The organism is Streptomyces sp. WM6372, assembly GCF_001279655.1.
In the GTDB taxonomy this organism is placed as follows: Bacteria; Actinomycetota; Actinomycetes; order Streptomycetales; family Streptomycetaceae; genus Streptomyces.
Window position 1 is genome coordinate 74,158 of sequence record NZ_LGDB01000249.1, and the last position, 24,884, is coordinate 99,041.

At 71.8% G+C, this 24,884-nt stretch carries 23 protein-coding genes and 1 pseudogene; 11 read left to right on the forward strand and 13 right to left on the reverse strand.

The window, feature by feature from the left end; translation table 11 throughout:
* Positions 1-60: 60 nt before the first annotated feature.
* The 5 genes from ADK52_RS37705 to ADK52_RS37725 form a co-directional block, all read right to left on the reverse strand.
* Positions 61-1,479 carry an extracellular solute-binding protein gene (locus ADK52_RS37705; protein WP_053694344.1) on the reverse strand — a complete coding sequence of 473 codons (1,419 nt, stop codon included), beginning with the start codon at positions 1,477-1,479 and terminating at the stop codon, positions 61-63.
* Positions 1,476-4,130 (reverse strand): vWA domain-containing protein, encoded by a 2,655-nt coding sequence (locus ADK52_RS37710; RefSeq protein ID WP_053694345.1) that lies wholly within the window; start codon positions 4,128-4,130, stop codon positions 1,476-1,478. The genes ADK52_RS37705 and ADK52_RS37710 overlap by 4 nt, the downstream gene beginning before the upstream one ends.
* 3 nt (positions 4,131-4,133) lie before the next feature.
* A complete protein-coding gene (locus ADK52_RS37715) occupies positions 4,134-4,478 on the reverse strand; it encodes a hypothetical protein (RefSeq protein ID WP_053694346.1) in 345 nt (114 codons plus the stop codon).
* 64 nt (positions 4,479-4,542) lie between these two features.
* Positions 4,543-5,949, reverse strand: coding sequence for an amidohydrolase family protein (locus ADK52_RS37720; protein ID WP_053694347.1), 1,407 nt, complete (start codon positions 5,947-5,949; stop codon positions 4,543-4,545).
* 114 nt (positions 5,950-6,063) lie between these two features.
* On the reverse strand, positions 6,064-6,921 hold the full coding sequence (locus ADK52_RS37725) for a helix-turn-helix transcriptional regulator (protein ID WP_053694348.1): 858 nt from the start codon (positions 6,919-6,921) through the stop codon (positions 6,064-6,066).
* A 123-nt stretch (positions 6,922-7,044) separates the two neighbouring features.
* On the opposite strand from ADK52_RS37725, the gene ADK52_RS37730 reads away from it, so the two are divergent.
* The 3 genes from ADK52_RS37730 (at position 7,045) to ADK52_RS37740 (ending at position 9,957) form a co-directional block, all read left to right on the forward strand.
* The gene (locus tag ADK52_RS37730; RefSeq protein WP_053694349.1) at positions 7,045-8,001 is read left to right on the forward strand and encodes a GDSL-type esterase/lipase family protein; all 957 of its coding nucleotides are present in this window, start codon (positions 7,045-7,047) and stop codon (positions 7,999-8,001) included.
* Between the two features lie 46 nt (positions 8,002-8,047).
* Complete coding sequence (locus ADK52_RS37735) at positions 8,048-9,229, forward strand: MAB_1171c family putative transporter (RefSeq protein ID WP_053694350.1); 1,182 nt, start codon at positions 8,048-8,050, stop codon at positions 9,227-9,229.
* A gap of 113 nt (positions 9,230-9,342) precedes the next feature.
* Positions 9,343-9,957, forward strand: a complete 615-nt coding sequence (locus ADK52_RS37740) for a dihydrofolate reductase family protein (protein ID WP_053694351.1) — start codon at positions 9,343-9,345, stop codon at positions 9,955-9,957.
* A 43-nt stretch (positions 9,958-10,000) separates the two neighbouring features.
* Here the strand turns inward: ADK52_RS37740 and ADK52_RS37745 are convergent, their stop codons facing one another.
* Positions 10,001-10,423, reverse strand: a complete 423-nt coding sequence (locus tag ADK52_RS37745) for a Fur family transcriptional regulator (RefSeq protein ID WP_053694352.1) — start codon at positions 10,421-10,423, stop codon at positions 10,001-10,003.
* A gap of 219 nt (positions 10,424-10,642) precedes the next feature.
* Here ADK52_RS37745 and katG point away from each other — a divergent pair, with 219 nt between their 5' ends.
* The gene (katG, locus tag ADK52_RS37750) at positions 10,643-12,874 is read left to right on the forward strand and encodes a catalase/peroxidase HPI (protein WP_053694353.1); all 2,232 of its coding nucleotides are present in this window, start codon (positions 10,643-10,645) and stop codon (positions 12,872-12,874) included.
* A gap of 113 nt (positions 12,875-12,987) precedes the next feature.
* Here the strand turns inward: katG and ADK52_RS37755 are convergent, their stop codons facing one another.
* The gene (locus ADK52_RS37755; protein ID WP_053694354.1) at positions 12,988-13,452 is read right to left on the reverse strand and encodes a DUF6194 family protein; all 465 of its coding nucleotides are present in this window, start codon (positions 13,450-13,452) and stop codon (positions 12,988-12,990) included.
* A 97-nt stretch (positions 13,453-13,549) separates the two neighbouring features.
* On the opposite strand from ADK52_RS37755, the gene ADK52_RS37760 reads away from it, so the two are divergent.
* The 4 genes from ADK52_RS37760 to ADK52_RS37775 all read left to right on the forward strand — a co-directional run bounded on the left by ADK52_RS37760 (position 13,550) and on the right by ADK52_RS37775 (position 17,509).
* Positions 13,550-14,269, forward strand: a complete 720-nt coding sequence (locus ADK52_RS37760) for a MerR family transcriptional regulator (RefSeq protein ID WP_053694432.1) — start codon at positions 13,550-13,552, stop codon at positions 14,267-14,269.
* Between the two features lie 106 nt (positions 14,270-14,375).
* Positions 14,376-15,335 carry a DUF5996 family protein gene (locus tag ADK52_RS37765; RefSeq protein WP_053694355.1) on the forward strand — a complete coding sequence of 320 codons (960 nt, stop codon included), beginning with the start codon at positions 14,376-14,378 and terminating at the stop codon, positions 15,333-15,335.
* Positions 15,336-15,557: 222 nt separating this feature from the next.
* Entirely contained in the window at positions 15,558-17,192 is a 1,635-nt protein-coding gene (locus ADK52_RS39385; protein ID WP_147419976.1) for a hypothetical protein, read from the forward strand.
* Positions 17,193-17,242: 50 nt separating this feature from the next.
* Positions 17,243-17,509 carry an ArsR/SmtB family transcription factor gene (locus ADK52_RS37775; RefSeq protein WP_053694356.1) on the forward strand — a complete coding sequence of 89 codons (267 nt, stop codon included), beginning with the start codon at positions 17,243-17,245 and terminating at the stop codon, positions 17,507-17,509.
* Positions 17,510-17,526: 17 nt separating this feature from the next.
* Here ADK52_RS37775 and ADK52_RS37780 read toward each other — a convergent pair whose 3' ends face one another.
* Positions 17,527-18,804, reverse strand: a complete 1,278-nt coding sequence (locus tag ADK52_RS37780) for an Nramp family divalent metal transporter (protein ID WP_053694357.1) — start codon at positions 18,802-18,804, stop codon at positions 17,527-17,529.
* Between the two features lie 190 nt (positions 18,805-18,994).
* Between ADK52_RS37780 and ADK52_RS37785 the strand changes: the two genes are divergently transcribed.
* Together ADK52_RS37785 and ADK52_RS37790 are read left to right on the forward strand one after the other, a co-directional pair.
* Positions 18,995-20,506, forward strand: a complete 1,512-nt coding sequence (locus ADK52_RS37785) for an APC family permease (protein WP_053694358.1) — start codon at positions 18,995-18,997, stop codon at positions 20,504-20,506.
* Positions 20,506-20,934, forward strand: coding sequence for a universal stress protein (locus ADK52_RS37790; protein ID WP_053694359.1), 429 nt, complete (start codon positions 20,506-20,508; stop codon positions 20,932-20,934). Before ADK52_RS37785 ends, ADK52_RS37790 begins: the two co-directional genes overlap by 1 nt.
* 46 nt (positions 20,935-20,980) lie before the next feature.
* On the opposite strand, the gene ADK52_RS37795 is transcribed toward ADK52_RS37790, so the two are convergent.
* Together ADK52_RS37795 and ADK52_RS42790 are read right to left on the reverse strand one after the other, a co-directional pair.
* Complete coding sequence (locus ADK52_RS37795) at positions 20,981-21,274, reverse strand: YciI family protein (protein WP_053694360.1); 294 nt, start codon at positions 21,272-21,274, stop codon at positions 20,981-20,983.
* A 44-nt stretch (positions 21,275-21,318) separates the two neighbouring features.
* Positions 21,319-22,188, reverse strand: a pseudogene (locus tag ADK52_RS42790) (LysR family transcriptional regulator).
* A gap of 168 nt (positions 22,189-22,356) precedes the next feature.
* On the opposite strand from ADK52_RS42790, the gene ADK52_RS37805 reads away from it, so the two are divergent.
* Positions 22,357-23,082, forward strand: coding sequence for an SDR family oxidoreductase (locus ADK52_RS37805; RefSeq protein WP_053694361.1), 726 nt, complete (start codon positions 22,357-22,359; stop codon positions 23,080-23,082).
* A gap of 15 nt (positions 23,083-23,097) precedes the next feature.
* Here ADK52_RS37805 and ADK52_RS37810 read toward each other — a convergent pair whose 3' ends face one another.
* The 3 genes from ADK52_RS37810 to ADK52_RS44710 form a co-directional block, all read right to left on the reverse strand.
* Positions 23,098-23,364 (reverse strand): hypothetical protein, encoded by a 267-nt coding sequence (locus tag ADK52_RS37810; protein ID WP_063784050.1) that lies wholly within the window; start codon positions 23,362-23,364, stop codon positions 23,098-23,100.
* A gap of 163 nt (positions 23,365-23,527) precedes the next feature.
* Complete coding sequence (locus ADK52_RS37815; RefSeq protein WP_053694363.1) at positions 23,528-23,908, reverse strand: VOC family protein; 381 nt, start codon at positions 23,906-23,908, stop codon at positions 23,528-23,530.
* Positions 23,909-24,006: 98 nt separating this feature from the next.
* Positions 24,007-24,858: a hypothetical protein gene (locus ADK52_RS44710; RefSeq protein WP_063784042.1), complete on the reverse strand. Its 852-nt coding sequence runs from the start codon at positions 24,856-24,858 to the stop codon at positions 24,007-24,009.
* Positions 24,859-24,884: the final 26 nt, after the last annotated feature.

A 24,884-nucleotide genomic window follows, 5' to 3' on the forward strand; every position in this document is an offset into this window, starting at 1 on the left:
CGGGCAGAGCATGGTGGGCAGTCGCCGACGGGAGGGCGCCGCACCGTTCGGGACCGCGGGTCAGCGTGTTGGCAGAGCCCTTTTCAGCTCTGCGTCCAGGTCCTTGGCGAGTTGGGCGTCGGAGGGTGGCTTGTCGCTCTGGAGCCGGGACAGTTGGGCGGTGAACGTCTGGCTGAAGGCGCCGTAGAGGGGGGTGCGCGGCCGCTGGACGGCGTTCTCCAGGGCCGGCAGCAGGGTGCCGCGGGCGTAGGCGGGGCGGCCGCTCGCGTCCCGCGGCATCCGGTCGGTGCGCTCGCCCGTCTGGGACGCCGTGGCCTGGCCGGAGGGTTTGGCCGCCTTGCAGCTGAGGCCGTTGTCCTCGTACGCGGAGAGCCTGGTGGCCGCGAACCCCGCGTCGAGCAGGCAGCGTTCGCTGTCCCGGCCGGTGAGGAAGCCGACCAGCTGCCGCGCGATGGCGCTCCGCTGCGAGCCCCGGGCCACGGCCAGGTTCTGGCCGCCCAGCACCGCCTTCCCCGGCAGTGGGGCCACGCCGAGCTGCTGTTCGGACAGGGACTGGTGGAGCGTGCGGTACGCGTACGGCCAGTGGCGGAGGAAGCCCGTACGGCCGTCCGCGAAGTCGGTGAGCGTGTCCGCCTCGTCGGAGTGGACGGCGTCCGGCAGCGTGTACGCGGCCTGGGTGCGGTTGCGCAGCTCGTCCAGCCCCGCCTGCAGATCGGCCACGGAGCCGGCGTAGCGGCCGTCCTTGTCGGTGAGGGCGAATCCGTCGGTGGCGGAGGCGAAGGCCTCGATGCCGTTGACGGTGAGGCCTTCGTAGGACGCGTCGAGCTGTGAGGTCCAGCCCTTCGCGTAGGGGCCGGGCAGCTTCTTGCCGGCGGCGTCGAGCGCGGCGATCATCCGCTGGACGGCAGGCCAGCCGGTGCCCTTGCCGAGATCGGTGTTCGTGACGCCTGCGCCCGCCAGGTAGTCGCGGCGGTAGAAGAGCAGCCCGACGTCGCTGTTGAAGGGGACGGCATACAGCTTGTCCGCCCAACGGGCCGTGTCGGCCACGGACTTGATGACGTCGGAGTCGACCAGCTGGTCGGGAAGCTGCTGGACGAGGCCCGCCGCCGCGAACTCCGGGACCCAGGTGACGTCGAGGTTGACCACGTCGTACTCGGCGCTGCCGGACTGCAGCGCTCCGAGCAGCTGGCTGCGCTGCTGGTCGGCCGAGCCCGGCAGCTCGACCAGACGGGCCCGGAAGACGGAGCCCTTGGCCTCCTGCTGCCGGTTCCACTCCGCGATGAGCTGCTGGCGGATGCCGCCCTTGCCGGTCACGTCCCGGCCGCTGGCCAGCACGATCTCGCCCGGGACGTCGGCGGTGCCCGCGGCGGCCGACTGCCCGCCGCCGGGGTCGCCGGCGCCGCCCGCGTCGCATCCTGCGGCGAGCAGCAGCGAGAGGAGCATGGCGGACACGCCGCGCCGTACGCGTCCTCGGCTCATCCCTCGTCCCCCGTTCCGGTCCTGGCGACCTCGTCCCGCAGCCGGGCGACGAGATCCCCCTTGGTGTCCAGGCAACGGCCGCCGCTCGCCTCGGAGATGGCCGCATCCGGTTTGCCCTTGTCGCATCCGCCGCTGTCCAGGGAGGCCATGACCACCGGTACCTTCCCCGCGCGCGCCGAGGCGAGCAGCCCGTTCAGCCGGCCGTCCTCGGTCAGCCGGTTGTTGTCCTCGTCGTCCGTGATGTAGACGATCAACTGCGGGCGGTGGAAGTCGGTACCTCGCTGGGCCATGAAATCCAGGGCTGCGACCAGTGCCTGGTAGGGGTTGGCTTCCAGGTCCTTGACCTGCGCCGAAGCGGCGACCGTACGCTGTGCCTGGTCGCGCTCGTGCTTGCCGAAGGACAGCACTTCGCCGTACGGGCGGGGGCTGCCCGCGTCGGCGGCCACGCCCCAGACCCCGTATTCGTCCTGGCCGCCGAGGCCGGCGAGGGACTGGACGATGATGCCGGGTGCGCCGCCGGGGCCCTCCCACAGGCCGCCCATGGATCCGGACGAGTCGAGCAGGAAGAGCACCCGACCGGGCCCGTTGGCTTCGCGGTAGCGCTTGAGCGCCTCGGTCATCGAGGCAGGGAGGGCTGGGCCGGGGAGGAGACCGGGGTCGGCCAGGGCTCCGAAGTCGGTGCCGCCGAGGGGCCGGTGGCCGCCCGATCCGCTTCTGAAGCCGTCCTGTGCGAATACGGCGAGTCCGCCCGAGGGTGCGGACCCGGGCGCCGCCTTGCCCCCTTCGCCGGTGAGCCAGGTACGGAACCGCTCCACGGCGCCGTCTCGCGCCGCCTTGTCCCGGTCGGCGCCCCGCCAGCGCGCCCGTACGAACGTCGGGCTCAGGCCCGGGACGTCGACGGGATACTCGGCCATCCGCCCGGTCCGCGTCGCACTTGCGCAGCCCACTGCGGTCTTCAGCAGGAACTCCGGGACCAGGGCCGTGGTGCGCTTGTCGACCGCGCCGTCGTCGGGCAGCGTGCACAGCAGCTCGGCGCCGGTGCGCGAGGGCGGTCCCGCCTGGGCCACACCGTGTTCGGAGGAGGCCGCGCCCTGGCCCCCCGCACCGCCCCCGTACAGGCCGATCGTCGCGAGGAGGCCGGCGTCCGTGTTCTCCGGGTCGGTGCGGCGCACTTCTGCCGTCGCGTCGCGGTTCCTGATCGCTTCCGTCAAGGCCGCGAGGCTCCCCACCCGCTCGGCGGCCGGCTCCGCGGCCAGGTTCTGCGGCACGGCGAGCACCACCGGCGAGTACGCGAACGGCTCGGGATCGGCCTCCAGGGTGACGTAGGTCCGCTCGGCGGACGTGAGGCGGGCCCGGTCGACGCTCGCGAACGAGGCCGGGATCCAGATGTCCGGCTGCGGGCCGATGTCGCGCTGCGGGTTGTTGTCGTCGCCCGTCGGCCGCTGCCACGGGTCGGACTGCCGGTTGAACGCGGCGACGGTGGCAGCGGCCCCGGCGCTGTAGACCGTGATGCCGCTGCCCCTGCAGCCGTCTCCCGTCCTGTTCGCGTTCGACGTCAGGTACGCCTCCGCCGCTTTGCGGAGGGTGGGTTCGAGATCGGGGTCGGTGAGCAGGCGGAGTTCGAGCGGCGGCTTACAGGGTGCCCCGTCGCCGTCCAGGACGGACAGGCAGGTGGTGACCAGGCCGACGAGCGCCGCGGGCACGCCGATGAAGGCCGCGAGCCTGCGGCGGCCGGTGAGGGGCAGGAGCCAGCCAGGTCTTCGGTCGGGAGGCCGCAAGCCGCCCGCTGATCCCCCCGACTGCGGCGAAGACTGCCGGCCGCCGGTCCCGTTCGGCTCGGCGAAGGGCACCGGCGGGGGCAGGGGTGGGGTCTGGGTTGGGGGCGGGCCGGGCTGGACGGGAGGGGCCGCGAGCAGTACGTCGGCTCCGGAGGTGGCCGAACGGCTCTGCGGTTCCCACGGCTCGGGGGGCTCGCGCAGCGTCGTGTGGTGCGCGGACATGTGGGCCCTGAGCCGGTCGGCCAGGTCGTCGAAGCCGACCTCGCCCTCCTCCAGGAGGCGTACGAGCTGCGCGGTGAACGGCGTGGGGGCGCCGCCGGCGCCGGCGTCGATGCGGTTGTTGGCCTGGACGCTCATCAGCAGCGAGGTCCGCTGCCGCTGGGCGGTGCCGAGCGCGTCCCATGCCGCGGAGGCGTTGCCCGCGTAGCAGCAGTCGAGGATGACGACCACCCGCTCCGCCTTCGCCCGGGACAGCACGGTGAGGACGCTCTTCCAGGGCACGGCGCCCCGGAACACGGACTCGGTGCCGGCCACGATCGTCGCCCGCCGCAACAGCAGCCACAGCTCGTCACCGGTGCTGGGCACGGCTCCGTGGCCGGAGAAGTAGAGCAGGAGCAGCCCTTCGGCCGCGTCGACGGCGGTGTCCAGGTGCCGGTCGAACTCGTCCACGGTGCCCGGCCGGGCGACGGTGATCCCGTCCCCGGCGAAGATCCCGCCGGCGCGCAACGCCCGTTCGAGTCCGGTGAGGTTGTGTGCGACCGCCGGGAGATCGCCCGGCACGCCGACGGAGTGCTCCGGCTGTTTGAAGTCGTAGCCGGGGACTCCGACGAGCAGCGCCCGGTTGATTTTCCCACGCGGGTCGAAGCGCGCCACGGGCTATCTCCCGTCGCCGCCCGGTGCGACCTCGACCTCTGGTGGTTCGCCCCGTTCCACGGAGCGGCGGTTCTCGCGCCACGCGCGGACCCCGCTCTTGACCTGCTCGAACACCACGTCGAATAACCTCGGGGCGGCGGCGCCGATCAGCACCAGCATGATGTCCATGCCGGCTCCCATCGGGCTGGCGGGCCCGTCCTCCGTCCCCGCGCGTTCGTGGATCTCCAGCATGCCGCTGTTCCTGAGCTCTTCGAGCTTCTGCTCCCGTTCGAGCCACGCCTTCAGCGCCCCGATGTCGCTCTCGCTCGCCCCCTGCGTGAGGCGCACGCGGATCGCGGTATTCGCCATAGCCTCCCCCTCAGCCACAACTCGACATGATGGCATGTGAGTTGCGGCAAAGGGCAGCCATCGGTCACGAACGTGACCCCGGCGAGGGGGCGTTCAGCACGTGGTCGCGCGTGGCGCGGACCTCACGGCGCAGCGCGGGCAGGTCGACGTCCAGGACCTGCCCGTTCCACTTGCGGGGTTCCCCGTTGACCAGGACGGCGCTGATGTTGCGCGCGTCGGAGCCCAGCACGACGGTGCCGATCGGGTCGTTGAGCGGCATGTTGTTGAGGTCCTCGGCCTGGATGACCAGCAGGTCCGCCTTCTTGCCCGGGGTGAGGGAGCCGGTGACGGCGGCGAGTCCGTTGGTGCGGGCACCCTGAAGGGTGGCGAAGTCCAGGACGTCGTGCGTGGTGATGCGGGAGGGCTGCCGGTCGGTCCCGTAGGCGGCGTTCACGGCTCGCATCCGCTGGATGGCGTGCAGGGTGCGCATCTGCGTGAACATGTCGCCGGCCAGGGCTACTTCGACGTCGATGCTGAGGCCCGGGCGGATACCGGCAGACAGGGCCTCGTCGACGGCGGGAATCGCGGTCTCCAGGCCGATCTGGGCGTCGGAGGTGGGGGCGAGCGCCACGGTGGTGCCGGTCTCCCCCATGGCCGTCCAGGCCTCGGGGGTGAGCCCTGTGGCGTGGATGAGGGTGACGTCGGGGCCGAGGATGCCCTCCTTGGCCCAGCGCAGCACCGCCTCGGAGGATGTCGTGCCGAAGACGGCGTCGACGCTCACGCCGATGCCCAGGTCCTGGGCGATGCGTGCGAGTTCCGGGCCGTAGGCGAGCGCGGGACCGGCGATCTCGTCGGTGGCCAGGGCCGCCAGGCGCAGGGTGAGCAGTTGGTCGTCGCCGGCGAAGTACGTGTCCTTGATGCGGGTCAGGTCTCCCGGCCACTGCCGGTCCCAGGTGCCGAAGTGCGGTCCCATGGAGGCGTGTACGCCGCGGATTCCGGTGTCGAGGAGGGCGCGGATCGCGGCGTCGGAGTGCTCGCGGCTGCGGGAGTTGTGGGAGAAGTCGAGCATCGTGGTGATGCCGCTGTCGATCGCGGTGAGGGCGGCCAGCCGGGTTCCGACGTACATGTCCTGGGGCCGGTAGACGGTGGCGTGGCCGGCCAGGGTGGACATGACGTAGCCGCCCAGGTCGTCGACGTCCGGCATGATCCGGCGCAGCGGGGCCTGCCAGGCGTGCCGGTGGGTGTCGACGAAGCCGGGGCTGAGGATCGCGCCCGTGCAGTCGATGACGACGGCGTCGTCGACGTTCAGGTCGTGGCCGACGGCGGTGATCGTGTCGCCCTCGACGAGGAGTTCGCCGCGGTCGATGACGCCGAGACCGGGGTCCATGGTGACGAGGGTCGCGCCGGTGAACAGGATGCGCCGCCGGTCGGCGGGGCGACGCCGGATCCGCGCGAGGGCGGCGCCGCTGGTGGTGGTGTCGTGGACGGTCATGGGGGCTTCTTTCCGTACGCCGGACGGGGCGGTGGTGGGAGCGGCGCGGGGCGGGCGCCCGGGGCCGCCGGACCACCAGCCTCGCCGCGGTCCGGGCACCGAACCAGGCCGCCGTCATCCCGGGTGCGGGACACCCACCCACGATCCGCGGGCCTCGCTGCGGGAACGGAGCTCCGCGAGGGCGGCCGCGGTGGCGCTGGCCGGCTCGGCCTGGTAGACGACCAGCTGCTGGTGCGGGGCGTCGTTCACGGTAAAGGCCGAGAACCGGAGCTCCAGGGCGCCGGCTTCCGGGTGCACGAGGACCTTTTCCTGCCGGGTCTTGCCCTTCACCTCGTGCCGTGACCACAGTTCGGCGAATTCCGGGCTCTGCGCGCGGAGCGTCTCGACGACCTCGGTGATCCGCGGGTCATCGGGATCGTGTCCGTAGGCGGCGCGGATCTCGGACACGCAGGAGTGTGCGGCCCGGGCCCAGTCCTGGTGGAAGTCGCGCCCGGCCGGGTCGAGGAAGACCATGCGGGCCAGGTTGTCGAAGCGCCGGAACCCGCTGTGCACGGCGGCGGCGAGGGCGTTGTACGCCAGGACGTCCAGGGACGGTCCCAGCACGAAGGCGGGGGTGTCGGGCCAGCCGTCGAGCAGCCGCCGGAGCTGCGGGCTGACCCGGTCCTGTCCACCGGTGGGAGCGCCGCCGCGCGGGTGCGGGGCCCGGGGCAGTCGGCGCAGGTGCTCGTGCGCCTCGCGGTCGAGCCGCAGGGCGGCGGCGATCGCGTCGATGACCTGCGGCGACGGGCTGGTCTCGCGGCCTTGTTCCAGCCGCATGTAGTAGTCGGGGCTCACGCCCGCGAGCAGCGCGACCTCCTCCCGCCGCAGCCCCGGCACCCGCCGGCGACCGTGCGCGGGCAAGCCGGCCTCGTGCGGCTTGATCCCCTCGCGCCGCGCCCTCAGAAACTCTCCCAGCGGGGTCCTGTCGCTCATGCCCCCAACGTAGCGGGGAGGTTCTCGTCCATCGTCGTGCGGTGCGGGGTCCGTTCCGGGGCGTCGGGGGCGGCCGTTAGGGTGAGTTGATCAATCATTTCAAGAAAGGCCACGCGGCTCCCAGTGTCCGAATCACGCCCCCACTCCCTGTTCACCTTCGGCACACTCATGGACGAGCAGGTACAAACCGCTCTCTTCGGGCGCGCCGTACCCACGTCCGCGGCATCGCTGGCCGGCTACACCACCCGGCCCCTCCCGATCACCGACCCGGACGTGATCGCCGCCAGCGGGCTCGACGTGCACCTGATCCTGGAGCGCGCGCTGGGCTCCGCCGTCGAGGGCGCCGTCCTGCACCTCACCGACCAGGACCTGGCCGCGGCCGACGCGTACGAAGTCGACGACTACGCCCGCCGACGGGTGGTCCTCACGTCCGGGGAGAGTGCCTGGGCCTACCTCGACGCGGACCCGCTGCGCTCGGCCCAGCGGATCCTCGTCGTGGGCGACAGCATCGCGTACGGGCGCTGCGACCCGCGCGGAGGGTGGGCGGGCCACCTCGCGGCCGCCCACATCGCGGGGAACGAATCCACACACCGCTTCTTCAACCTGGCGATACCGGGCAGCTTCCTCACCGATGTCCGCGAGCAGATGCCCGCACTGCTGGCTCCCCGCCTGCCCGACACGCTCCTCGTCGCCGCCGGAATCAACGACTCCGCCGTGCCGCTCGCCTCCCCGCACTCCCCGCACTCCCCGCAGGCCGCGTACGACGGGCCGGCGTACATCGCGGACCGACTCGGCCCGCTGGCCGCCACCGCCCTGGGCCACAATGCGCGGCTCGTCGTCCTGGGACCGACATGGATCGACGAAACGCGCACCGGCGACTACGAGGGCCTGCGCTTCACGCAGGCCCGCGTACGGGCGCTGCGCGAGTCGACGCGCTCCTGGTGCGACGAACACCACGTCGACTTCGTCGACATGTGGGAGCCGCTGCGCGGGAGGCCCGAGCTGCTCGTGGACGGTGTCCATCCCACCGCCGAAGGGCACGAGGCCCTGTACCGGCACCTCGACACCACCGGTCGCTGAGCCCGACCATGCACGAAGAACACCAGCACCAACAGCAGGGCACGGCGTGAACGACTCGAACGGACTGGGCTTCTACCTGCCCGGAGCCCTGCTGCTCGCGGCAGCGGGCCTCAAGCTCCCCGCCCTGTGGCGCAACCCCCGCGACGAACTCCTGCGGTCCGTCCTGGTCCTCCTCGTCCTGGCCACCGCCGTGTTCGGCTTCACCGCGATGCCCACCCTCGTCGCGGTGAACAGGCTCACGGGAGTCCCGAACGCCGCCGCACCGCTCGTGTTCTCGCTGCTCACGGCCTTCTCCGGGGCCAACATCGTGCTCATCTTCCGCTGGAGCAGCGGCCCGCAGGACGCGGAGCGGACCCGCCGGTGGTCCCGCGTGTGCAACCTCGTGACCCTCGCGGTGATCGCGGCCATCAACGTGCTCTTCGCGCTCGGCGAGGCCCCCGTCGAGCGCCTGCGCGACCTCGACACGTACTACGCGTGCACGCCGTACATCGGGGAGATGATCCTCCTCTACCTCGCGGCGCACACCACGGCGGCGGTCACCATGACGTTCCTGTGCCGGCGGTGGGCGCGCGAGGTCCACGGCGCGCTGCGCGCGGGGCTGGGGCTGATCGCCTTCGGGTACGTACTGAACCTCCTCTACGACGTCGCGAAGTTCAGCGCGATCGGCGCTCGCTGGGCGGACGTCGACTGGGACGTCCTCAGCACGGAGATCGCTCCATCCCTCGCCTCCGTCTCCGCGCTCCTGATCGCGACCGGGTTCGTCCTGCCGCTCCTCTCCCAGCACGTCATGAGCCAGTGGTCCATGTGGCGCCGGTACTCCCAGCTCCGCCCGTTGTCGCGGGAACTGCGGGGGGCGACACGGCACAGCATCACGCTGGCCGGCGGGCCGTGGACGCCCATCGAGATCCGGTTGACGCAGCGCGAGTCGGACATCCACGACGGGATCCTCACGGTCAGCCCCTACCTGCGCGCCGGGATACGGGAGAGGGCGCTCCGGGCGGAACTGGAGGCGGGCCGTCCCGCCGACGAGGCCGCCGCCGTGGCCGACGCGGTCGCTCTGGCGACGGCCGTCGTCCTCTGGGGCCGCGCGCGGAGTGCGCCGGAGGACGCCGGGCCGGAGGCCGCGAGCCCGGTCCTGACCTCGCCGAACAGCCCTTCGGGTCTGGTGCGGATGTCCCGGGCCCTGGCCAAGTCGCCCACCGTCCGCTCCTTCCGCCAGACGGCCTGACCGCCAGAACGCCAGAACGCCAGCGGGACATCGCGTACGGGCTGCGGTCGGGCGGTCCGCATTGTCCACTGGAGGTACGGACCGAACGGAGACGCCCCCTGTGGAGGGCCGGCATGAGGAAGATCAAGGCTCAGCTGTTCATGTCACTCGACGGGGTCGTCGAGGCACCCGACCAGTGGCACTTCCCCTACTTCAACGAGGAGATGGGGGCGGCCGTCGACGCCACGCTCGGCGCGGCCGACACGTTGCTCCTCGGCCGCAGGACGTACGACAGCTTCGCCGGGGCATGGCCCGACCGGGAGGCGGCCGGCGGGGAGGACGCCCCCTTCGCGAAGGTGCTCGGCGACGCCCGCAAGATCGTCGCGTCGAACCGGCGGTCCACGCTCACCTGGCGGAACTCCGAACGGATCGTCGGCGATCTCATCGAGGCGGTGAGCGCCCTGAGGAACGAGCCGGGCACCGGCCCCGTCTGGATGAGCGGCTCGGTCTCCGTCGTCCGGCAGCTGCTCGCCGCCGGGCTGCTGGACGAGCTGAACCTGCTGGAGCACCCGATCGCCGTCCGCAACGGCCTGCGGCTGTTCGAGGAGGGTGAGGCTCCGATGCCGCTGAAGCTGCTCTCCTGCGAGGTCTTCCGGACCGGCGTCCTCAATCTCTTCTACGCTCCCGCCGAGTCCGCCGGCCAGGGAACCTACGAGGACGCCAAGGCCCACCTGCCCCAGCACGAGTAGCCGCTGCCGGCCCCCGTCGGCACGGGGGCAGCGGCAACCTGCGTCAAGCCGCCTGGCCGGCGCACGACGGGCACAGGCCGCGGTACGTGACCTCGACCTTCGACACCGTGAAGCCGAACCGTTCGTCCGCCGCGAGTCCCGTCATCAGGTCGCCCGTCGGGTGGACGTCGCGGATGGTGCCGCAGCGGGAGCAGACCAGGTGGTGGTGGGGATGGCGGGCGTTGGGGTCGTAGCGCTTGGCGCGGCCGTCCGTTGACAGCTCGACGACCTCTCCGAGCGTGACCAGCTCGCCCAGGGCGTTGTAGACGGTCGCCCGCGAGATCTCGGGCAGCCGCTCCACCGCACGGGCGTGCACCTCGTCGGCCGTGAGGTGTACGTGCTCCCCGTCGAGCACCTCCGCGACGACACGCCGCTGGGAGGTCAGCCGCCAGCCGCGCGCCCGCAGTCGTTCCAGCAGGTCACTCATGTCGGTTCACCCCATCAGGTCAGGCGGGATGCCCGGAGTTCAGGAAAGTGTCCGGATCCCTATCAGATATGCAACTGGTGCTCTTCTTGACTTGGATTGTGTCCATCGTAGGATCGGTTCGGTCGGCAGCCAACCCTCACCGCAGCCACGCCCGTACAACGCTTCCGCAGCAACTCCCTTTCCTTAGCAGCGTGATCCGCCCGGTTTGGAAGGATTCCCATGTCTGAGAACCATGATGCAAACGCCGTAGACGCGAAGACGGAGGCCGGAGGCGGCTGTCCCGTCGCGCACGAGCGCGCCGCGCACCCGACTCAGGGTGGCGGCAACCGCCAGTGGTGGCCCGAGCGTCTCAACCTCAAGATCCTCGCCAAGAACCCCGCCGTGGCCAACCCCATGGGCGAGGAGTTCGACTACGCCGAGGCGTTCAAGACGCTCGACCTCCCCTCGGTCAAGCGGGACATAGCCGAGGTACTGACGACCTCGCAGGACTGGTGGCCCGCCGACTTCGGCCACTACGGCCCCTTCATGGTCCGCATGGCGTGGCACAGCGCCGGCACCTACCGGATCAGCGACGGCCGCGGCGGCGCCGGCGCCGGTCAGCAGCGCTTCGCGCCCCTCAACAGCTGGCCGGACAACGGAAACCTCGACAAGGCCCGCCGACTGCTGTGGCCGGTCAAGAAGAAGTACGGCCGGAGCATCTCCTGGGCCGACCTCATGATCCTCACCGGCAACGTCGCCCTGGAGTCGATGGGCTTCGAGACGTTCGGCTTCGCCGGCGGCCGCGCGGACGTCTGGGAGCCCGACGAGGACGTGTACTGGGGTCCCGAGACCACGTGGCTCGGCGACGAGCGCTACACCGGCGACCGTGAGCTGGAGAGCCCGCTCGGCGCGGTCCAGATGGGCCTCATCTACGTCAACCCCGAGGGTCCGAACGGCAACCCCGACCCGCTCGCCGCCGCCCGCGACATCCGCGAGACGTTCCGCCGGATGGCGATGAACGACGAGGAGACCGTCGCCCTGATCGCCGGCGGCCACACCTTCGGCAAGACCCACGGCGCGGGCCCGGCGGAGAACGTCGGCGCCGACCCCGAGGGCGCCCCGATCGAACTGCAGGGTCTCGGCTGGAGCAACACGTTCGGCACCGGAAAGGGCGCCGACGCGATCACCAGCGGCCTTGAGGGCATCTGGACGGACACCCCGACCGCCTGGGACAACAGCTTCTTCCAGATCCTCTTCGGGTACGAGTGGGAGCTGTTCCAGAGCCCCGCCGGCGCGAACCAGTGGCGGCCGAAGGAGGGCGCCGGAGCGGGCACCGTCCCCGACGCCCACGACGCGTCGAAGACCCACGCGCCGACGATGCTGACGACCGACCTCTCACTCCGCGTGGACCCGGCCTACGAGCAGATCTCGCGCCGCTTCCTGGAGAACCCCGCCGAGTTCGCGGACGCGTTCGCCCGCGCGTGGTTCAAGCTGACCCACCGCGACATGGGCCCGATCGTGCGCTACCTCGGCCCGGAGGTCCCGTCCGAGACGCTCCTGTGGCAGGACCCGCTCCCCGCCGTGACGCACGCGCTCGTCGACGCCGACGACATCGCCTCGCTGAAGAGCCAGGTCCTGGCCTCGGATCTGTCGGTCTCCGAGCTCGTCTCCGTCGCCTGGGCCTCGGCCTCGTCCTTCCGCGGCAGCGACAAGCGCGGCGGCGCGAACGGCGCGCGCATCCGCCTCCAGCCGCAGGCCGGCTGGGAGGTCAACAACCCCGACCAGCTGGCGACGGTGCTCCGTACGCTGGAGGGGATCCGGGAGTCCTTCAACTCGGCGCAGAGCGGCGGAAAGCAGGTCTCGATCGCCGACCTGATCGTCCTCGCGGGCGGCGCGGCCGTCGAACAGGCCGCCAAGAACGCCGGCTTCGACGTCGAGGTCCCCTTCACCCCGGGCCGCGCGGACGCGTCGCAGGAGCAGACGGACGTGGAGTCGTTCGCCGCGCTCGAGCCGGTCGCCGACGGCTTCCGCAACTACCAGGGGAAGGGCAACCGGCTGCCGGCCGAGTACCTGCTGGTCGACCGGGCGAACCTGCTGACGCTGAGCGCCCCCGAGATGACGGTCCTCGTCGGCGGCCTCCGCGTCCTGGGCGCGAACCACCAGCAGTCCTCGTACGGCGTGTTCACCGCGACCCCCGAGTCGCTGACGAACGACTTCTTCGCCAACCTGCTCGACCTGGGTACGACCTGGAAGGCCACGGCCGGGGACGCGAACACCTTCGAGGGCCGCGACGTCACCACCGGCGAGGTGAAGTGGACCGGAACCCGGGCCGACCTCGTCTTCGGGTCGAACTCCGAGCTGCGCGCGCTCGCGGAGGTCTACGCGAGCGATGACGCGAAGGAGAAGTTCGTGAAGGACTTCGTCGCCGCGTGGGGCAAGGTCATGGACCTGGACCGGTTCGACCTCGTCTGACCGTTCCGATCGTTGCGATCGTGGCGTCCGGGCCGGTCGGCAGCCGTCTCAACGGCTGTCGCCGGGCCCGGGCGCCCCTTCGCGCGGCCCCTTCGCGCGGCCCCTGCGTAGGGTCACCGGCCCCGGCGCCGCTCGTGGCGCGCACGCGCCAGGCGGTGGGCGTGGCGCAGCAGTTCGCAGAGGGTCTCATCCGTCCGCGGGCCGGGGTCGACCACGGCGAGCCATCCGGCGGAGCCGTAGACGGGGTGTGCCATGACCGTGTCGGTGGCACCGGGATCCTCTCCGCCGGCCGGGTCCTGCGGTGCACGGCCCGTCCGGCGGACGAACTCCTCCCTCCCGGCGGCGACGTTTATGCGGAACGCGTCCGGCCGGTCGAGTCGCGACGACGCGTCGCCCGGATAGTCCTTGGTCACGATCGTCGCGAAGGGCTGGGCCGTGGTCGGAGCCGTGCCGTCGGGCGCGTGGTAGAAGAACGTGTCCCCCCAGCTGATCTCGGGTGATCCGTCGCCGGGTGCCGGCCTGACGGCCAGGACCCCTTCGAGTCCGCCCATGAAGTCGATGATCTCGTCGATGGTCATGTCTGCAAGCGTTTCATTAAAGTGGTTGTGGAGACTTCCAGCCGCAATGTGCTCCGGACACAGGGGGTGAGGGGTGCCCACCCTCAAATCGGTGCCGATGCGGACGGTTGACGTCGCACGCCGCTGCGGGTACTCGGTCCAGCAGATCCGCAACCTCGAACGCGACGGCGTGCTGCCGCCCGCGGTGCGCACCGCATCGGGCTACCGGGTCTACGGGGAGGTCCACCTGAACTCCGCGCTGGCCTACCGGGCCCTGGCGGCCGGTACGGGACCGGTGGAGGCCAAGGACATCGTCCGCACAGCTCACGAGGGTCCCGTCGGCGAGCTGCTGGCACGGCTCGACGCGGTACACGCCCGGCTCGACCGGGAGCGCACGGAGCTGGCGCTCGCCAGGGAGGCCGCCGCGGCGATCTCGGCCGAGCCGATCGCAGACGTACGCCCGGCGGACGCGATGGGCGTCTCCGAGCTCGCCGCAGCCCTCGGTGTACGCGCCTCGACCTTGCGGCACTGGGATGCGGAGGGGCTCGTGGTCCCCGACCGGCGGGGCGGACGGGGAACCCGGCGCTACTCACCGGCGCAGGTGCGCGATGCCCGGATCGTCCACCAGCTGCGCAGCGCCGGGTACCGGATGGATCCGCTCCGTACCTTGCTGCCCGAGCTGCGGAGCGGGCGCCGGCGGGACACCGTCGAGGCGGCGCTGGAGGCCCGGGAAGCGGGCATCGCGGCGCGCTCCCGGGCCCTGCTCGACGCCTCCGCCGCCCTCCTGGCCCTGCTCGCACCGGCCGCTGCGGGCACTCCTGCCCGAGCGCATGGCTGACGCTTCGTCCGCCGTCCGCAGGTCGCGCCCGGGGCGGAGGCCGGGTGGGGTCAAGATGTCGGTGTACGAGCCGTGAGGCGTGAGGCAACGAGCTGGGGGATGCCCGGTGGACCTGTTCCCGGCAATTCCGCTGTCGGAGTGGCGAGACTCCAAGGAGACGCTGCACCGGTTCGCGCAGATCGTCGGCAAGATCCGGCTGGCGAGCAGCATACGGCGCAACCACTGGTGGAATGTCCCCTTCCATGTCACGGGGCGGGGTATCACGACCCGCCCGATGGGCGGGTTCGACGGCGACCCGGTCTTCACGATCGACTTCGATTTCGTCGACCACTGGTTGACCGTGTCCTGTCTCGACGGCTCGACCACCTCGTTCCCGCTCCTCGGGCAGTCGGTGGCGTCCTTCTACCGTGAGACGCTCGCCGCGCTGGACCGGATCGGCGTGGCGGTGACCCTCGCGCACCCCCATCCGTACACGCTGTCCGACGCGCACCGGCCGTTCGCCGAGGACACGGAGCACACCTCCTACGACCCGTTCTGGGTCAACCGGCACTGGCAGGTGCTCAGCCAGGTCAACCTGGTGCTGGAGGAGTTCGCCGCCGGTTTCTGCGGGAAGGTCAGCCCGGTACACCTGTTCTGGCACTCGTACGACATCGCGGTCACCCGGTTCTCCGACCGCTCCGTCGAGATGGGGGCTGAAGTCGACCCGGTGACCCGGGAAGCCTATTCGCGCGAGGTCATCAGCTGCGGCTTCTGGTTCGGCGACGACGACTACCCGCGGCCGGCCTTCTACGCGTACGCCGCGCCGGAGCCGGCGGGGCTGGCCGGACAGCCGCTGCGGCCGTCGCCCGCGCACTGGATCGAGCGGGGCAGCGGCCGCCTCGCCACCCTCGACTACGACGATGTCCGCGACGGCGCGCATCCCCGGCAGGCCGTCCTCGATTTCTACGGGTCCCTGTACCGCTCCGCGGCCGCCCTGGACGGCTGGGACGTCGAGCACCTCGCCTCCCCGGGCGGCGTCACCGATCCACTGGCCCGGGGAAACGCTCCGACAGCGGGGTCCGCCTGACGGACGCGTCGGCGGCGGTATTTCCTTGATTTTCCGGGTGATCGCGGCGAGCATCTGAAGGCGCTCTTCCCGCGGCGGGCGACGGGTGACGATCCGAGGGGGGACCCCGTCGTCAACGTCCTGCGGCTGTGTACTCTGAGCACGCTTTCGAACCTGTTCAAGCGTTTTTCGACCATGGGGGGGCCGGTGCGCAATCGCCGACTCGTAATGTCCGCTGCCGTCGTGGCAGCCAGTGTGGGTCTCATACCGGCCGTGGCGCAGGCGGCTCCCGGCACGCCCGGCGCCGCGGGCCCGCACGGGGTCTCCGCACCCGACGTGGACCTGAACAAGGTCGCGGCGTCGAACTTCACCACCGTGAAGAGCCCTGCCGAGCGTACGGTCCACACCCCGTCCGCCGCCAAGGGCAACGGCAAGGCCGGCGCCTCCGCGCAGGCCGAGGGCAGCGCCGCCGCGGAGCCGACGGTCGGCCTGACCGCCAAGGGCACCAGCGCCCGCGGCATCAGCCTGGACCTCGCCGTCGTCAGCGACCCGGGCACCGCGCTGTCGGTCAACGTCGCCTGGGGGGACGGCACCAGCGTCACCTTCGGTGCCAACGGGCCGACCAACTCGACCGAGGCGCACTCCTACCCGGAGATCGGCTCGTACACGATCAAGGTCACCCTGTCCGACGGCAGCGGTGTGCGCGGCGTCAACGAGCTGTCCGTCGTGACGCCCGGCTCCGACTTCACCCCGTACGCGCCCACCCGCCTCCTGGACACCCGGGACGGCACGGGCACGACGAAGGGCAAGGTCGCCCCCTACGCCACCACCCGGGTCAAGATCTCCGGCAACGGCGCGATCCCCGCCGGGGTCACCGCCGTGGTGCTGAACGTCACCGCCACCAACACCACCAGCGGCGGCCACGTCACCGTCTTCCCCGAAGGCAGCGACCGTCCGACCACGTCGAACGTCAACTTCTCGGCCGGCCAGACCGTCCCGAACCTCGTCATCGTGCCCGTCAACAAGAACGGCTACGTCGACCTCTACAACGGCGGCTGGGAGCCGGTCGACCTCATCGCCGACATCACGGGCTACTTCACCCGCACCTCCTCCAGCGGCTACACCCCGCTGAACCCCACGCGCTTCCTCGACACCCGCGAGGGCCAGGGCCAGCTCGCCGGCCAGGGCACCACCGGGGTCCAGATCACCGGCCGGAACGGCATCCCGTACGACGCCACGGCCGTCGCGCTGAACGTGACCGTCACCAACCCGCGCGAGGACGGCCACCTGACCGTCTACCCGAGCGGCGGGGCGGCCCCGACCACGTCCAACCTGAACTTCCGCGGTGGCCAGACCATCGCCAACTCGGTCATCGTGCCGGTCGGCTCCGACGGCTCGATCAAGATCCGCAACGGTGCCTGGAAGGGCGCCGACGTCATCGTCGACGTGGTCGGGTACTACAGCAAGGACAGCCAGGGCGCCTACCTGCCGTTCCTGCCGGAGCGGCTGCTCGACACCCGCGACCCCGCGGACTGGCCGTACGGCCAGCTGGAGGGCCAGGGCTACATCTACATGCCGCTGTCCAGCTCGCGCCCGCAGAACACGGCGTACGTGCTGAACACGACGGTCACCAACACCCGGGGCGACGGCTACCTCACGGTGTCCCCGGACCCGAACTCGCTGTACGCCTACGACAACGGCTGGGACACCTGGCCGACGCCGCCCAACTCGTCCAACCTGAACTGGAAGCGGGGCGACACCGTCCCGAACCTGGTCCAGGCGGGCATGGGCAACAACGGCATCGTCGACTTCTGGAACCGCGGCTGGGACAACATCGACCTGGTCGTCGACATCTTCGGTGTCTACCAGACGAACTGACCCACCGGCAGGCGTGCTCAACAGCGCCCCGGGAAGCCCCGATCCGCCGGGTGCCTTCCCGGGGCGTCTGCACGCCCGAAGCCGACCCGGCCGGCGTGTCGGAGTCGAGCGCGCCCCGGGCCCGGTTGCCGGGTCTCCTCGGCGAGCCGCTGCCCACCGTCGAGATCGCCCGCCGTTTCGGGGTCACCCCGAGTGCGGTATCCCGGCACCTGCGCGTCCTGCACGCCACGGGCCTGGTGTCCCGGGCCCGTGACGGACGGCAGGTGCTGTACCGGCGCAGCCCGCTCGGCGACCGGTCGGCCGGGCCGCACCTCTGATCGCCCCGATCCGCCCGCTACCAGGGCAGCTCCCGTACCTGCTGTACGCACAGCACCACGAACAGCAGTCCGGCGGCGGCCAGCATCACGTTGCTCAGCAGCCCGTTGCGCCAGTCGGCGGGTGTGCGTGAGCTGTTGAGCAGCCACAGCAGGGTGAGGGCCAGGAACGGCATGAAGAACGCGCCGATGACCCCGTACACGATGACGAGCCCGAACGGCTGGTCGAGGAAGAGCAGGCTGATGGGCGGGAAGGTGAGCCAGAGCAGGTAGGCCCGGAAGGGGAGGGACTTCTCGCGGCTCGTGCCGGCCGGGGCCAGGGAGGGGCGGTACTTCGTCACGAAGTCGGCGAACATCAGGCTCACCCCGTGCCACACGCCGATCAGGGAGGTGAAGGACGTCGCGAAGAAGCCGACGAGGAAGAGCCTGGCGGTCGCGGTTCCGTAGCGGTCCGCCAGGATGTCGGTGAGGTCGAGCAGCCCCCGGTCGCCCTTCGCGATCGCCACCCCGGAGGAGTGCAGCAGCTCGGCGCCGACGAAGAGCATGGCCACGACGAAGATGCCGGTGGTGACGTACGCGACCCGGTTGTCGAGGCGCATCACCTTCATCCAGCCCGCGTTCGTCCAGCCCTTGGCGTTGACCCAGTACCCGTACGCGGCGAGCGTGATCGTGCCGCCGACCCCGCCGATGAGGCCGAGCGTGTAGATCAGCGAACCGTCCGGGAGGACGGGCGCGAGGCCGGCGAGGGCGGCGCCGAGGTGCGGCGTGACCCGGATGGCGAGGTACACGGTGACCAGGAACATGACGCCGACCAGGACGGTCATGACCTTCTCGAAGACGGCGTACCGGTTGAACCAGACGAAGACCAGGCCCACCAGCCCGCACAGCACGGCCCAGGCCTTGAGGTCCATCGTGTCCGGGAAGAGGGCGGCGAGCGGGAGGGCGCTGGAGGACATCGCGGCGGCGCCGTAGACGAAGCCCCAGACGACGACGTACCCGGCGAAGTAGACCGTCGTCCAGGAGCCCAGGCTGCGCCAGCCCTCGAAGAGGGTGCGTCCGGTGGCGAGGTGCCAGCGGCCGGCGGCCTCCGCGAGGGAGATCTTGACCAGGCAGCCGATCACGGCCGCCCACAACAGGGTGTAGCCGAATTTGCTGCCCGCGATGAGCGTGGCCACGAGGTCTCCGGCGCCCACGCCGGTCGCGGCGACGACGATGCCGGGTCCGATGTGCCGCCAGCTCGCCTTGCGCGGGAGGTCGTTCTCGCTCTCCTCCGTGCCGGTCTGGAGGGTGTCCGCCATGCGTTCGCCTGCCGCCTTCCCGTGCTCGCCCGCCCGGCCCGCCCGCCCCGGTGCCCCGTGCCCCGGTGCCCGGCGTGCCCCGGTCACCAAAGCGGCTCGGCGGTGGTACGCGCAAGAGGCCCTCCCCGGCCGGGCCCCCGGACAGACCACGCGCCTCGCGCGGCGCCGCGGGGTGCATGACGATGCGTACATGGCCCAGGACAGTGCCGGCGGCGCGGCAGGCGCGGAGATTCCGAACGCGGAGCTCAAACACAACGCGATCGGGTTCCTCGACGCGCTCGTCATCGGCCTGAACTCCACCTCGCCCGCCTATTCGCTGGCCGCCGTCATCGGGCCGATCGTGGCGCTGGTCGGGATCTACGCACCGGGCGTGATGCTGGCGTCGTTCGTCCCGATGCTGCTGATCGCCGCCGCCTTCTACTACCTCAACAAGGTCGACCAGGACTGCGGGACGACGTTCTCGTGGGTGACGCGGGCCATGGGCCCCTGGGCCGGCTGGCTCGGTGGCTGGGCGATCACGATGACCGGCGTCCTGGTCATCGGCTCGCTGGCCGACGTCGCCGTCCAATTCGGCCTGCTCGCCGCCGGCCTGGACGGCTGGGCCGCGAACCCGGTGATCCGCCAGACCCTCGCCGTCGTGGTGATCCTCGCCATGACGGCGATCTGCGTCATCGGCACCGAGCTGTCGGCCCACCTCCAGGACGTCCTCATCCTCGCCCAGGTCTTCTTCCTCCTGGCCTTCGCGGTCGTCGCCTTCTACCGCGTGTACGCCGGGACCAGCACCCTCGACTCCATCGAACCCTCCCTCTCCTGGCTCAACCCCTTCGGTGCCGGCGGCGCCGCCCTCACCGGCGGTCTGCTGCTCGGCGTGTTCATCTACTGGGGCTGGGAGTCCGCGGTGAACCTCACCGAGGAGGTGAAGGACTCCGCCACCGCGCCGGGCAAGGCCGGAATCTGGTCGACCGTGGTGCTCCTGGTGACGTACCTGGCCGTCGGCTTCGCCGTCGTCGCGTACGCCGGAACCGCGTTCCTCGCGGCGAACGCGGGCGAGGAGGAGGCCATCTTCGCCGTGCTCGCGCACGAGGTGATGGGCGGCTGGGACTGGGTCGTGCTCCTCGCCGTCTGCACGTCCGCCCTGGCCTCGACCCAGACCACGATCATCCCGGCCTCCCGGACGGCGCTGTCGATGGCCCGCCGGCACGCGCTGCCGCCGCCCCTCGCGCACATCCACCCGCGGTTCCGGACCCCGGACGTGAGTACCTGGTGGGTCGCCGCCATCGCCATCGCCTGGTACCTCGCCGTCAACCAGATCAGCGAGAACGCCCTCCTGGACTCGCTCACGGCGCTGTCCCTGCTCATCGCCTTCTACTACGCGCTGACCGGGGTGGCTTGCGCCGTCTACTACCGCCGCCACCTGATGGAGAACCTGCACAACTTCCTGCTGATCGGCCTCGGGCCGGTGGTCGGGGCGGGCCTGCTGGCCTGGCTGCTGGAGGAGTCGATCAGCGACATGTCGAAGCCGGAGAACTCGGCCGGCGGGGTCTCCTGGTTCGGTCTCGGCCCGCCGCTGGTGATCGGGATCGGGATCGCCGTGGTCGGCGTGCTGATCATGTGCTTCTGGCGGGTGCATGACGGCAGGTTCTGGCGGGAGCGGCGGGGCGTGGTCGACCCGGCACTCGTCCACGGCAAGAGGAGCCCCTGATGTCCGTGGTCCTGGGGTACGACGAGTCGCCCGGCGCGGAGCGGGCCCTGCACGTGGCGCTCGAGGTCGCCACCGCCTTCGGCGAGCCGCTCGTCCTCGTCTACGGCGCCGCCGCGCCCGGCGCCGCCGGGGAGGAGTACCGGGCCCACCGGGAAGCCGTCCGCCAGGCGGGGCGCAGCGCCCTGGCCCGCGCCGTCGAGGCCGCCGACGAGGCCGGCGTCCCGTCGACGGTCGAGGTGGTCGACGAGAAACCGGCCCAGGCCCTGCTCGACGCCGCGGAACGCCACCGGGCGCGGGTCATCATCGTCGGCAGCTGGGGGGACAGCCCGATCCGCGGCGCCCTGCTGGGCTCCACCCCGCACAAGCTGCTGCACCTGTCGCCGGTGCCGGTGCTGTGCGTGCCGACGGCGGGCGACGTCGAGCCGTAGCGGGTCCGGCACGGCCGGGCGCATGTCAACCGGCACCGGCCGCGGCTCACTCGTAGGACGTGAGGGCCTCCAGTCCGGGTACGACCAGGTGCGGGGCGAACTCGGTCACGGTGTGGTCGGCGACGCCGTTGACGACGTAGGGATCGGTGGCGAGGAGACGGTCGAGTTCTTCGGCGGGCATCCCGGGGGCGAGGTACACGCCACCGGCCAGTGACTTCTGCCGCCCGGCCACCAGGAGCGTCCGGCGTGAGATCTGCTGTTTCAGCCAGTCCCCGTGGGCCGGCCTCCAGGGTTCCACGTCTTCGAGCGGTGCCGTGTAGGCAACGGTGACTATGAACATGCCCCGGACCGTACTGGATCACCGGAGACCGCTGCGAGCCCCTTTCACGCGGTGAGGGCGGCCGCGGCCGATTCGACGAAATCCCTGACGAGTTGCGATGAACGGCCCGCGCTCCACGCGAGGCAGACCTGGCTGTCCGCGATGTCCTCGATCGGTAGGTGGACCACGTCGGGGCGGGTGTAGAAGGTCACGACCGACAAGGGCAGGACCAAGATCCCCTCCCCCGCGGCCACGTATTCCAGTTTCTCCTCGACCGTGTTCGCCACCGGGCGCGGGCGCGAACGCCGTTGCTCCGCGGGCCGCTCCGGCAGGTCCCGCCACTCGGGTACCGCGTCCGGATCCTGCAGCAGCCGCTCCGCGGCGAGTTCCGCGATGCCCACGGACGCCTTGCCCGCCAGGCGGTGGTCGGCCGGGAGCACCGCGACCCTCGGTTACGCGAACAGCGGCCGCAGCCGCAGGCCCTGCCGGTCGACGGGCATGCGGACGAAGCAGACGTCCACCCGGCCGTCGAGCACCACCTGAGACTGCTCGTCCCACGAGGTGCGGACGACGTCCACGGAAAGGTCGGGATGGCGCGCCGCCATGGCTCGTACGGCCGCGGTGACGGTCACGCCCGGCATGAACCCCACCGTGAAGCGGAGTTGCCCGCCCGCCGCCTCCGCGACGCGCCGACGCACCGCCTCGGCCGCGGCCAGCAGGGCCGGCGCGTCCTCCAGGAGCCGGCTGCCCGCGGCGGTCAGCTCGGTGGTCCTGCGGTCCCGGCGGAACAGCTGCGCCCTCAGCTCCTTCTCCAGGGCCCGGATCTGCCGCGACAGCACCGGCTGCGCGATGTGCAGCCGCTCCGCGGCGCGCCCGAAGTGCAGTTCCCCGGCCACGGCCACGAAGTACCGGAGCTTCCTCAGATCGACGTCCACCCCGTGGTTATACCCGAGATGACCGTCCGGCCCCGGCCCACCCGGTGATACCCGGAGGGTATGACAGCAGGCCGCACAGGTCTTGGACGCCGCCCCGGGGCAGGGGGCAGCATCGGAAGGGCCACCGGAGGCCCCACCCGTCCGTTCCCAGCACCGAGAAGGTCTTCCATGAGCACTTCACTTTCCGGCCGCCGTGTCGTCATCCTCGGCGGCACGTCGGGCATCGGCCTCGCCACCGCCTCGCTGGCCGCCCGGCACGGCGCCCAGGTGGTCACCGTATCGAGCAGCACTGACAGCGCCGCCCGCGCGCTCGCCGCCCTCCCGGCCGGTACGTCGGCCGAAGTGGCGGACCTGCGCGACCCCGCGCGGATCTCCGCGGTCTTCGGGCGGGTGGGTGCGTTCGACCACCTGGTGTTCACCGCCGGGGAACCCCTCGCCCTGATGCGGCTGGACGAGCTGGACATCGATGCGGCGCGGGAGTTCTTCGCCCTGCGCTACTTCGGCGCCCTCGGCGCGGTGGCCGCAGCCGCTCCCCTGCTGCGGCCGGGCGGCTCGGTGGTCCTCACCAGCGGCACCGCGAGCGGCCGGCCCGGGCCCGGCTGGGCCGTCGCGGCGAGCATCTGCGGCGCCATCGAGGCCTTGGTCAGGGCCCTGGCCGTGGAACTCGCCCCGATCCGGGTGAACGCCGTAACGGCGGGGGTGGTGCGCTCGCCGCTCTGGTCGCGGATCGAACCCGCCGAGCGCGAGCGGATGTACGAGCGGACCGGGGCGAACCTTCCGCTGGGCCGCGTGGGCGAAGTCGCGGAGGTCGCCGAGGCGTACGTCTACCTGCTCCGGCAGTCGTACGCCACCGGCACCGTGGTGACCGTCGACGGCGGGACCGCCCTGGCCTGACCGGGCTCACGCGGCTCACGCCGCGGCTTTGAGCAGCCCCGCGTCCATCAGGCGCTCGGCCCAGGCGTTCATCGCCGTACGGACCTTGCCCTCGTCGGTCTGCCAGGCGTCGGCGAGGGAGGACGCGGCCAGCTCCAGGAACCCGTCGTTGACCCGCAGCGCCACCCACATCGCCGAGCCCACCGGGCTGCAGCGGAACTCGCCGCGCCCTGCCGTCCGTACCTTCATCCGGCCGTCCGCCAGAGCCGTCCCCGTCACGCCGTCCGCTGCCACGATCCGCATGTCGTCCTCCTCGTTCAAGTCCGCCTCAAGTGCTTCAAGCATCGCGGCGCGACGAGGACACGACCATGGGGCTAGCCACCCCCTCCGGGCTGCTGCCACCCACCGTCGGGCAGTCGGGCCGCCCGGCCCGGCTGAGCCCGGCCCGGCCCGACTCGGCGGACGGCTACGTCCCGTTCGGCTGGAGGACCGAGATGATGTTTCCGGCCGGGTCCTTGAACCAGGCGATCGCGGGGCCGGGCGTCTCCCGGGCGATTCCCTTCGCGTCCTGGTCGAAGGCCTCGTACCGCTCGAACGACACACCGCGTGCGGCCAGTTCGTCGACGGCCCGGTCGATGTCGTCCACCGGGAAGTTCAACACCGTGAAGGTGGCGGGCTCGTGGTTCTCCTTCGGGTACAGCATCACATCGGTGTCCCCCGCCAGGTGCAGGGTCAACAGACCGTTGTCCTCGGACACCCGCAAACCGAGCGTCTCGCCGTAGAAGCCCTTGGCACCCTCGATGTCGTTCACCGAGTAGCCGCTGAATCCCTTGCTGTCTCGCAGCATGGTGGCTGTCCTCCGTTCGCCGTTCGCCGCAGCTCGTCCGGCATCGGCCCCCTGGCTCCAGTCTCCCTCCGAACACACCCGGTCGCCCGACGGCCGCGCTACCCGTCCGCCCCGCCCGACAGCTCCGCCGACCGCTCCGCGGCCGCATCCGCCGCGCGGGCGGCGTCCCGCGCCCGGTCGGTGGCCCCGGCCAGCGCGCGCCGTGCGCCCGCCTGTCCGGTCCGGGCCTCGCGCAGCTGCCGCTCCAGCTCGGCTACGCGCTCGTCCGCCTCGGCCAGTACCTGCTCGGCCGCGCGCAGCTCCGTCTCCCGTGCGGCCGCCTCGACGCGGGCCTCCTCGGCCCGGGCCCGGCGCTGCGCCGCCTCGCGGGACGGCTCCGGCTTCGGTTTCGGCACCGGCTCCGGCTTCGGCTTCGGCGGCGGCTTCGCCGAGACCGCCGGCTGCGGCCGTACGGGGGCCGTGGCGGCAAGGCCCGTGAAGCCGACCGGCGGGTTCAACCCGGTGGACAGGCGTCCGCTCGACCACTGCTCGGCGGCGTCGGGATCCGCGAGGGCCGCGTGGAGCGTCTGTTCCACCTCGCGCGCGACGCTCTCACCGACCGCCCGGCCCTCCTCCTCGGCCAGCTGCCGGGCGGTACGGGCCAGTGCGGCGACCACCACGTGCCGCTGATGGGAAAGGGCCTTGAGCTGGGTGCCGTCCAGCGAACGCTGTGCTTCGCGCAGCGCTCGGCCGAGCTCCAGGAAGGCCGCGACCTCCTCGGGGCGCCGCCGCACCAGCAGGTTCGAGGCGTACGCCGCCCGTGTCGGGCGCCGCAGTCCCGCGATGTCCTTCGCCGCCTGCGCCTGTCCGGCCTTCCGGGCCCGGGCCGCCCGTTCGTCCCGGGCCGCGGTGAACCGGTCCGGGACCAGCCCGTACAGCTCGTCGGCCACCGCATCCACGTCAACGTCCACGACATCCACGATGCCGCCCGGGCCGC

Coding starts and splice junctions, on each gene's coding strand:
- ADK52_RS37705 (WP_053694344.1), bottom strand. CDS start 1,479: ATGAGCCGAGGACGCGTACGGCGCGGCGTGTCCGCCATGCTCCTCTCG.
- ADK52_RS37715 (WP_053694346.1), bottom strand. CDS start 4,478: ATGGCGAATACCGCGATCCGCGTGCGCCTCACGCAGGGGGCGAGCGAG.
- ADK52_RS37720 (WP_053694347.1), bottom strand. CDS start 5,949: ATGACCGTCCACGACACCACCACCAGCGGCGCCGCCCTCGCGCGGATC.
- ADK52_RS37725 (WP_053694348.1), bottom strand. CDS start 6,921: ATGAGCGACAGGACCCCGCTGGGAGAGTTTCTGAGGGCGCGGCGCGAG.
- ADK52_RS37740 (WP_053694351.1), top strand. CDS start 9,343: ATGAGGAAGATCAAGGCTCAGCTGTTCATGTCACTCGACGGGGTCGTC.
- ADK52_RS37745 (WP_053694352.1), bottom strand. CDS start 10,423: ATGAGTGACCTGCTGGAACGACTGCGGGCGCGCGGCTGGCGGCTGACC.
- katG (WP_053694353.1), top strand. CDS start 10,643: ATGTCTGAGAACCATGATGCAAACGCCGTAGACGCGAAGACGGAGGCC.
- ADK52_RS37755 (WP_053694354.1), bottom strand. CDS start 13,452: ATGACCATCGACGAGATCATCGACTTCATGGGCGGACTCGAAGGGGTC.
- ADK52_RS37760 (WP_053694432.1), top strand. CDS start 13,550: ATGCGGACGGTTGACGTCGCACGCCGCTGCGGGTACTCGGTCCAGCAG.
- ADK52_RS37780 (WP_053694357.1), bottom strand. CDS start 18,804: ATGGCGGACACCCTCCAGACCGGCACGGAGGAGAGCGAGAACGACCTC.
- ADK52_RS37785 (WP_053694358.1), top strand. CDS start 18,995: ATGGCCCAGGACAGTGCCGGCGGCGCGGCAGGCGCGGAGATTCCGAAC.
- ADK52_RS37790 (WP_053694359.1), top strand. CDS start 20,506: ATGTCCGTGGTCCTGGGGTACGACGAGTCGCCCGGCGCGGAGCGGGCC.
- ADK52_RS37795 (WP_053694360.1), bottom strand. CDS start 21,274: ATGTTCATAGTCACCGTTGCCTACACGGCACCGCTCGAAGACGTGGAA.
- ADK52_RS37805 (WP_053694361.1), top strand. CDS start 22,357: ATGAGCACTTCACTTTCCGGCCGCCGTGTCGTCATCCTCGGCGGCACG.
- ADK52_RS37810 (WP_063784050.1), bottom strand. CDS start 23,364: ATGCGGATCGTGGCAGCGGACGGCGTGACGGGGACGGCTCTGGCGGAC.
- ADK52_RS37815 (WP_053694363.1), bottom strand. CDS start 23,908: ATGCTGCGAGACAGCAAGGGATTCAGCGGCTACTCGGTGAACGACATC.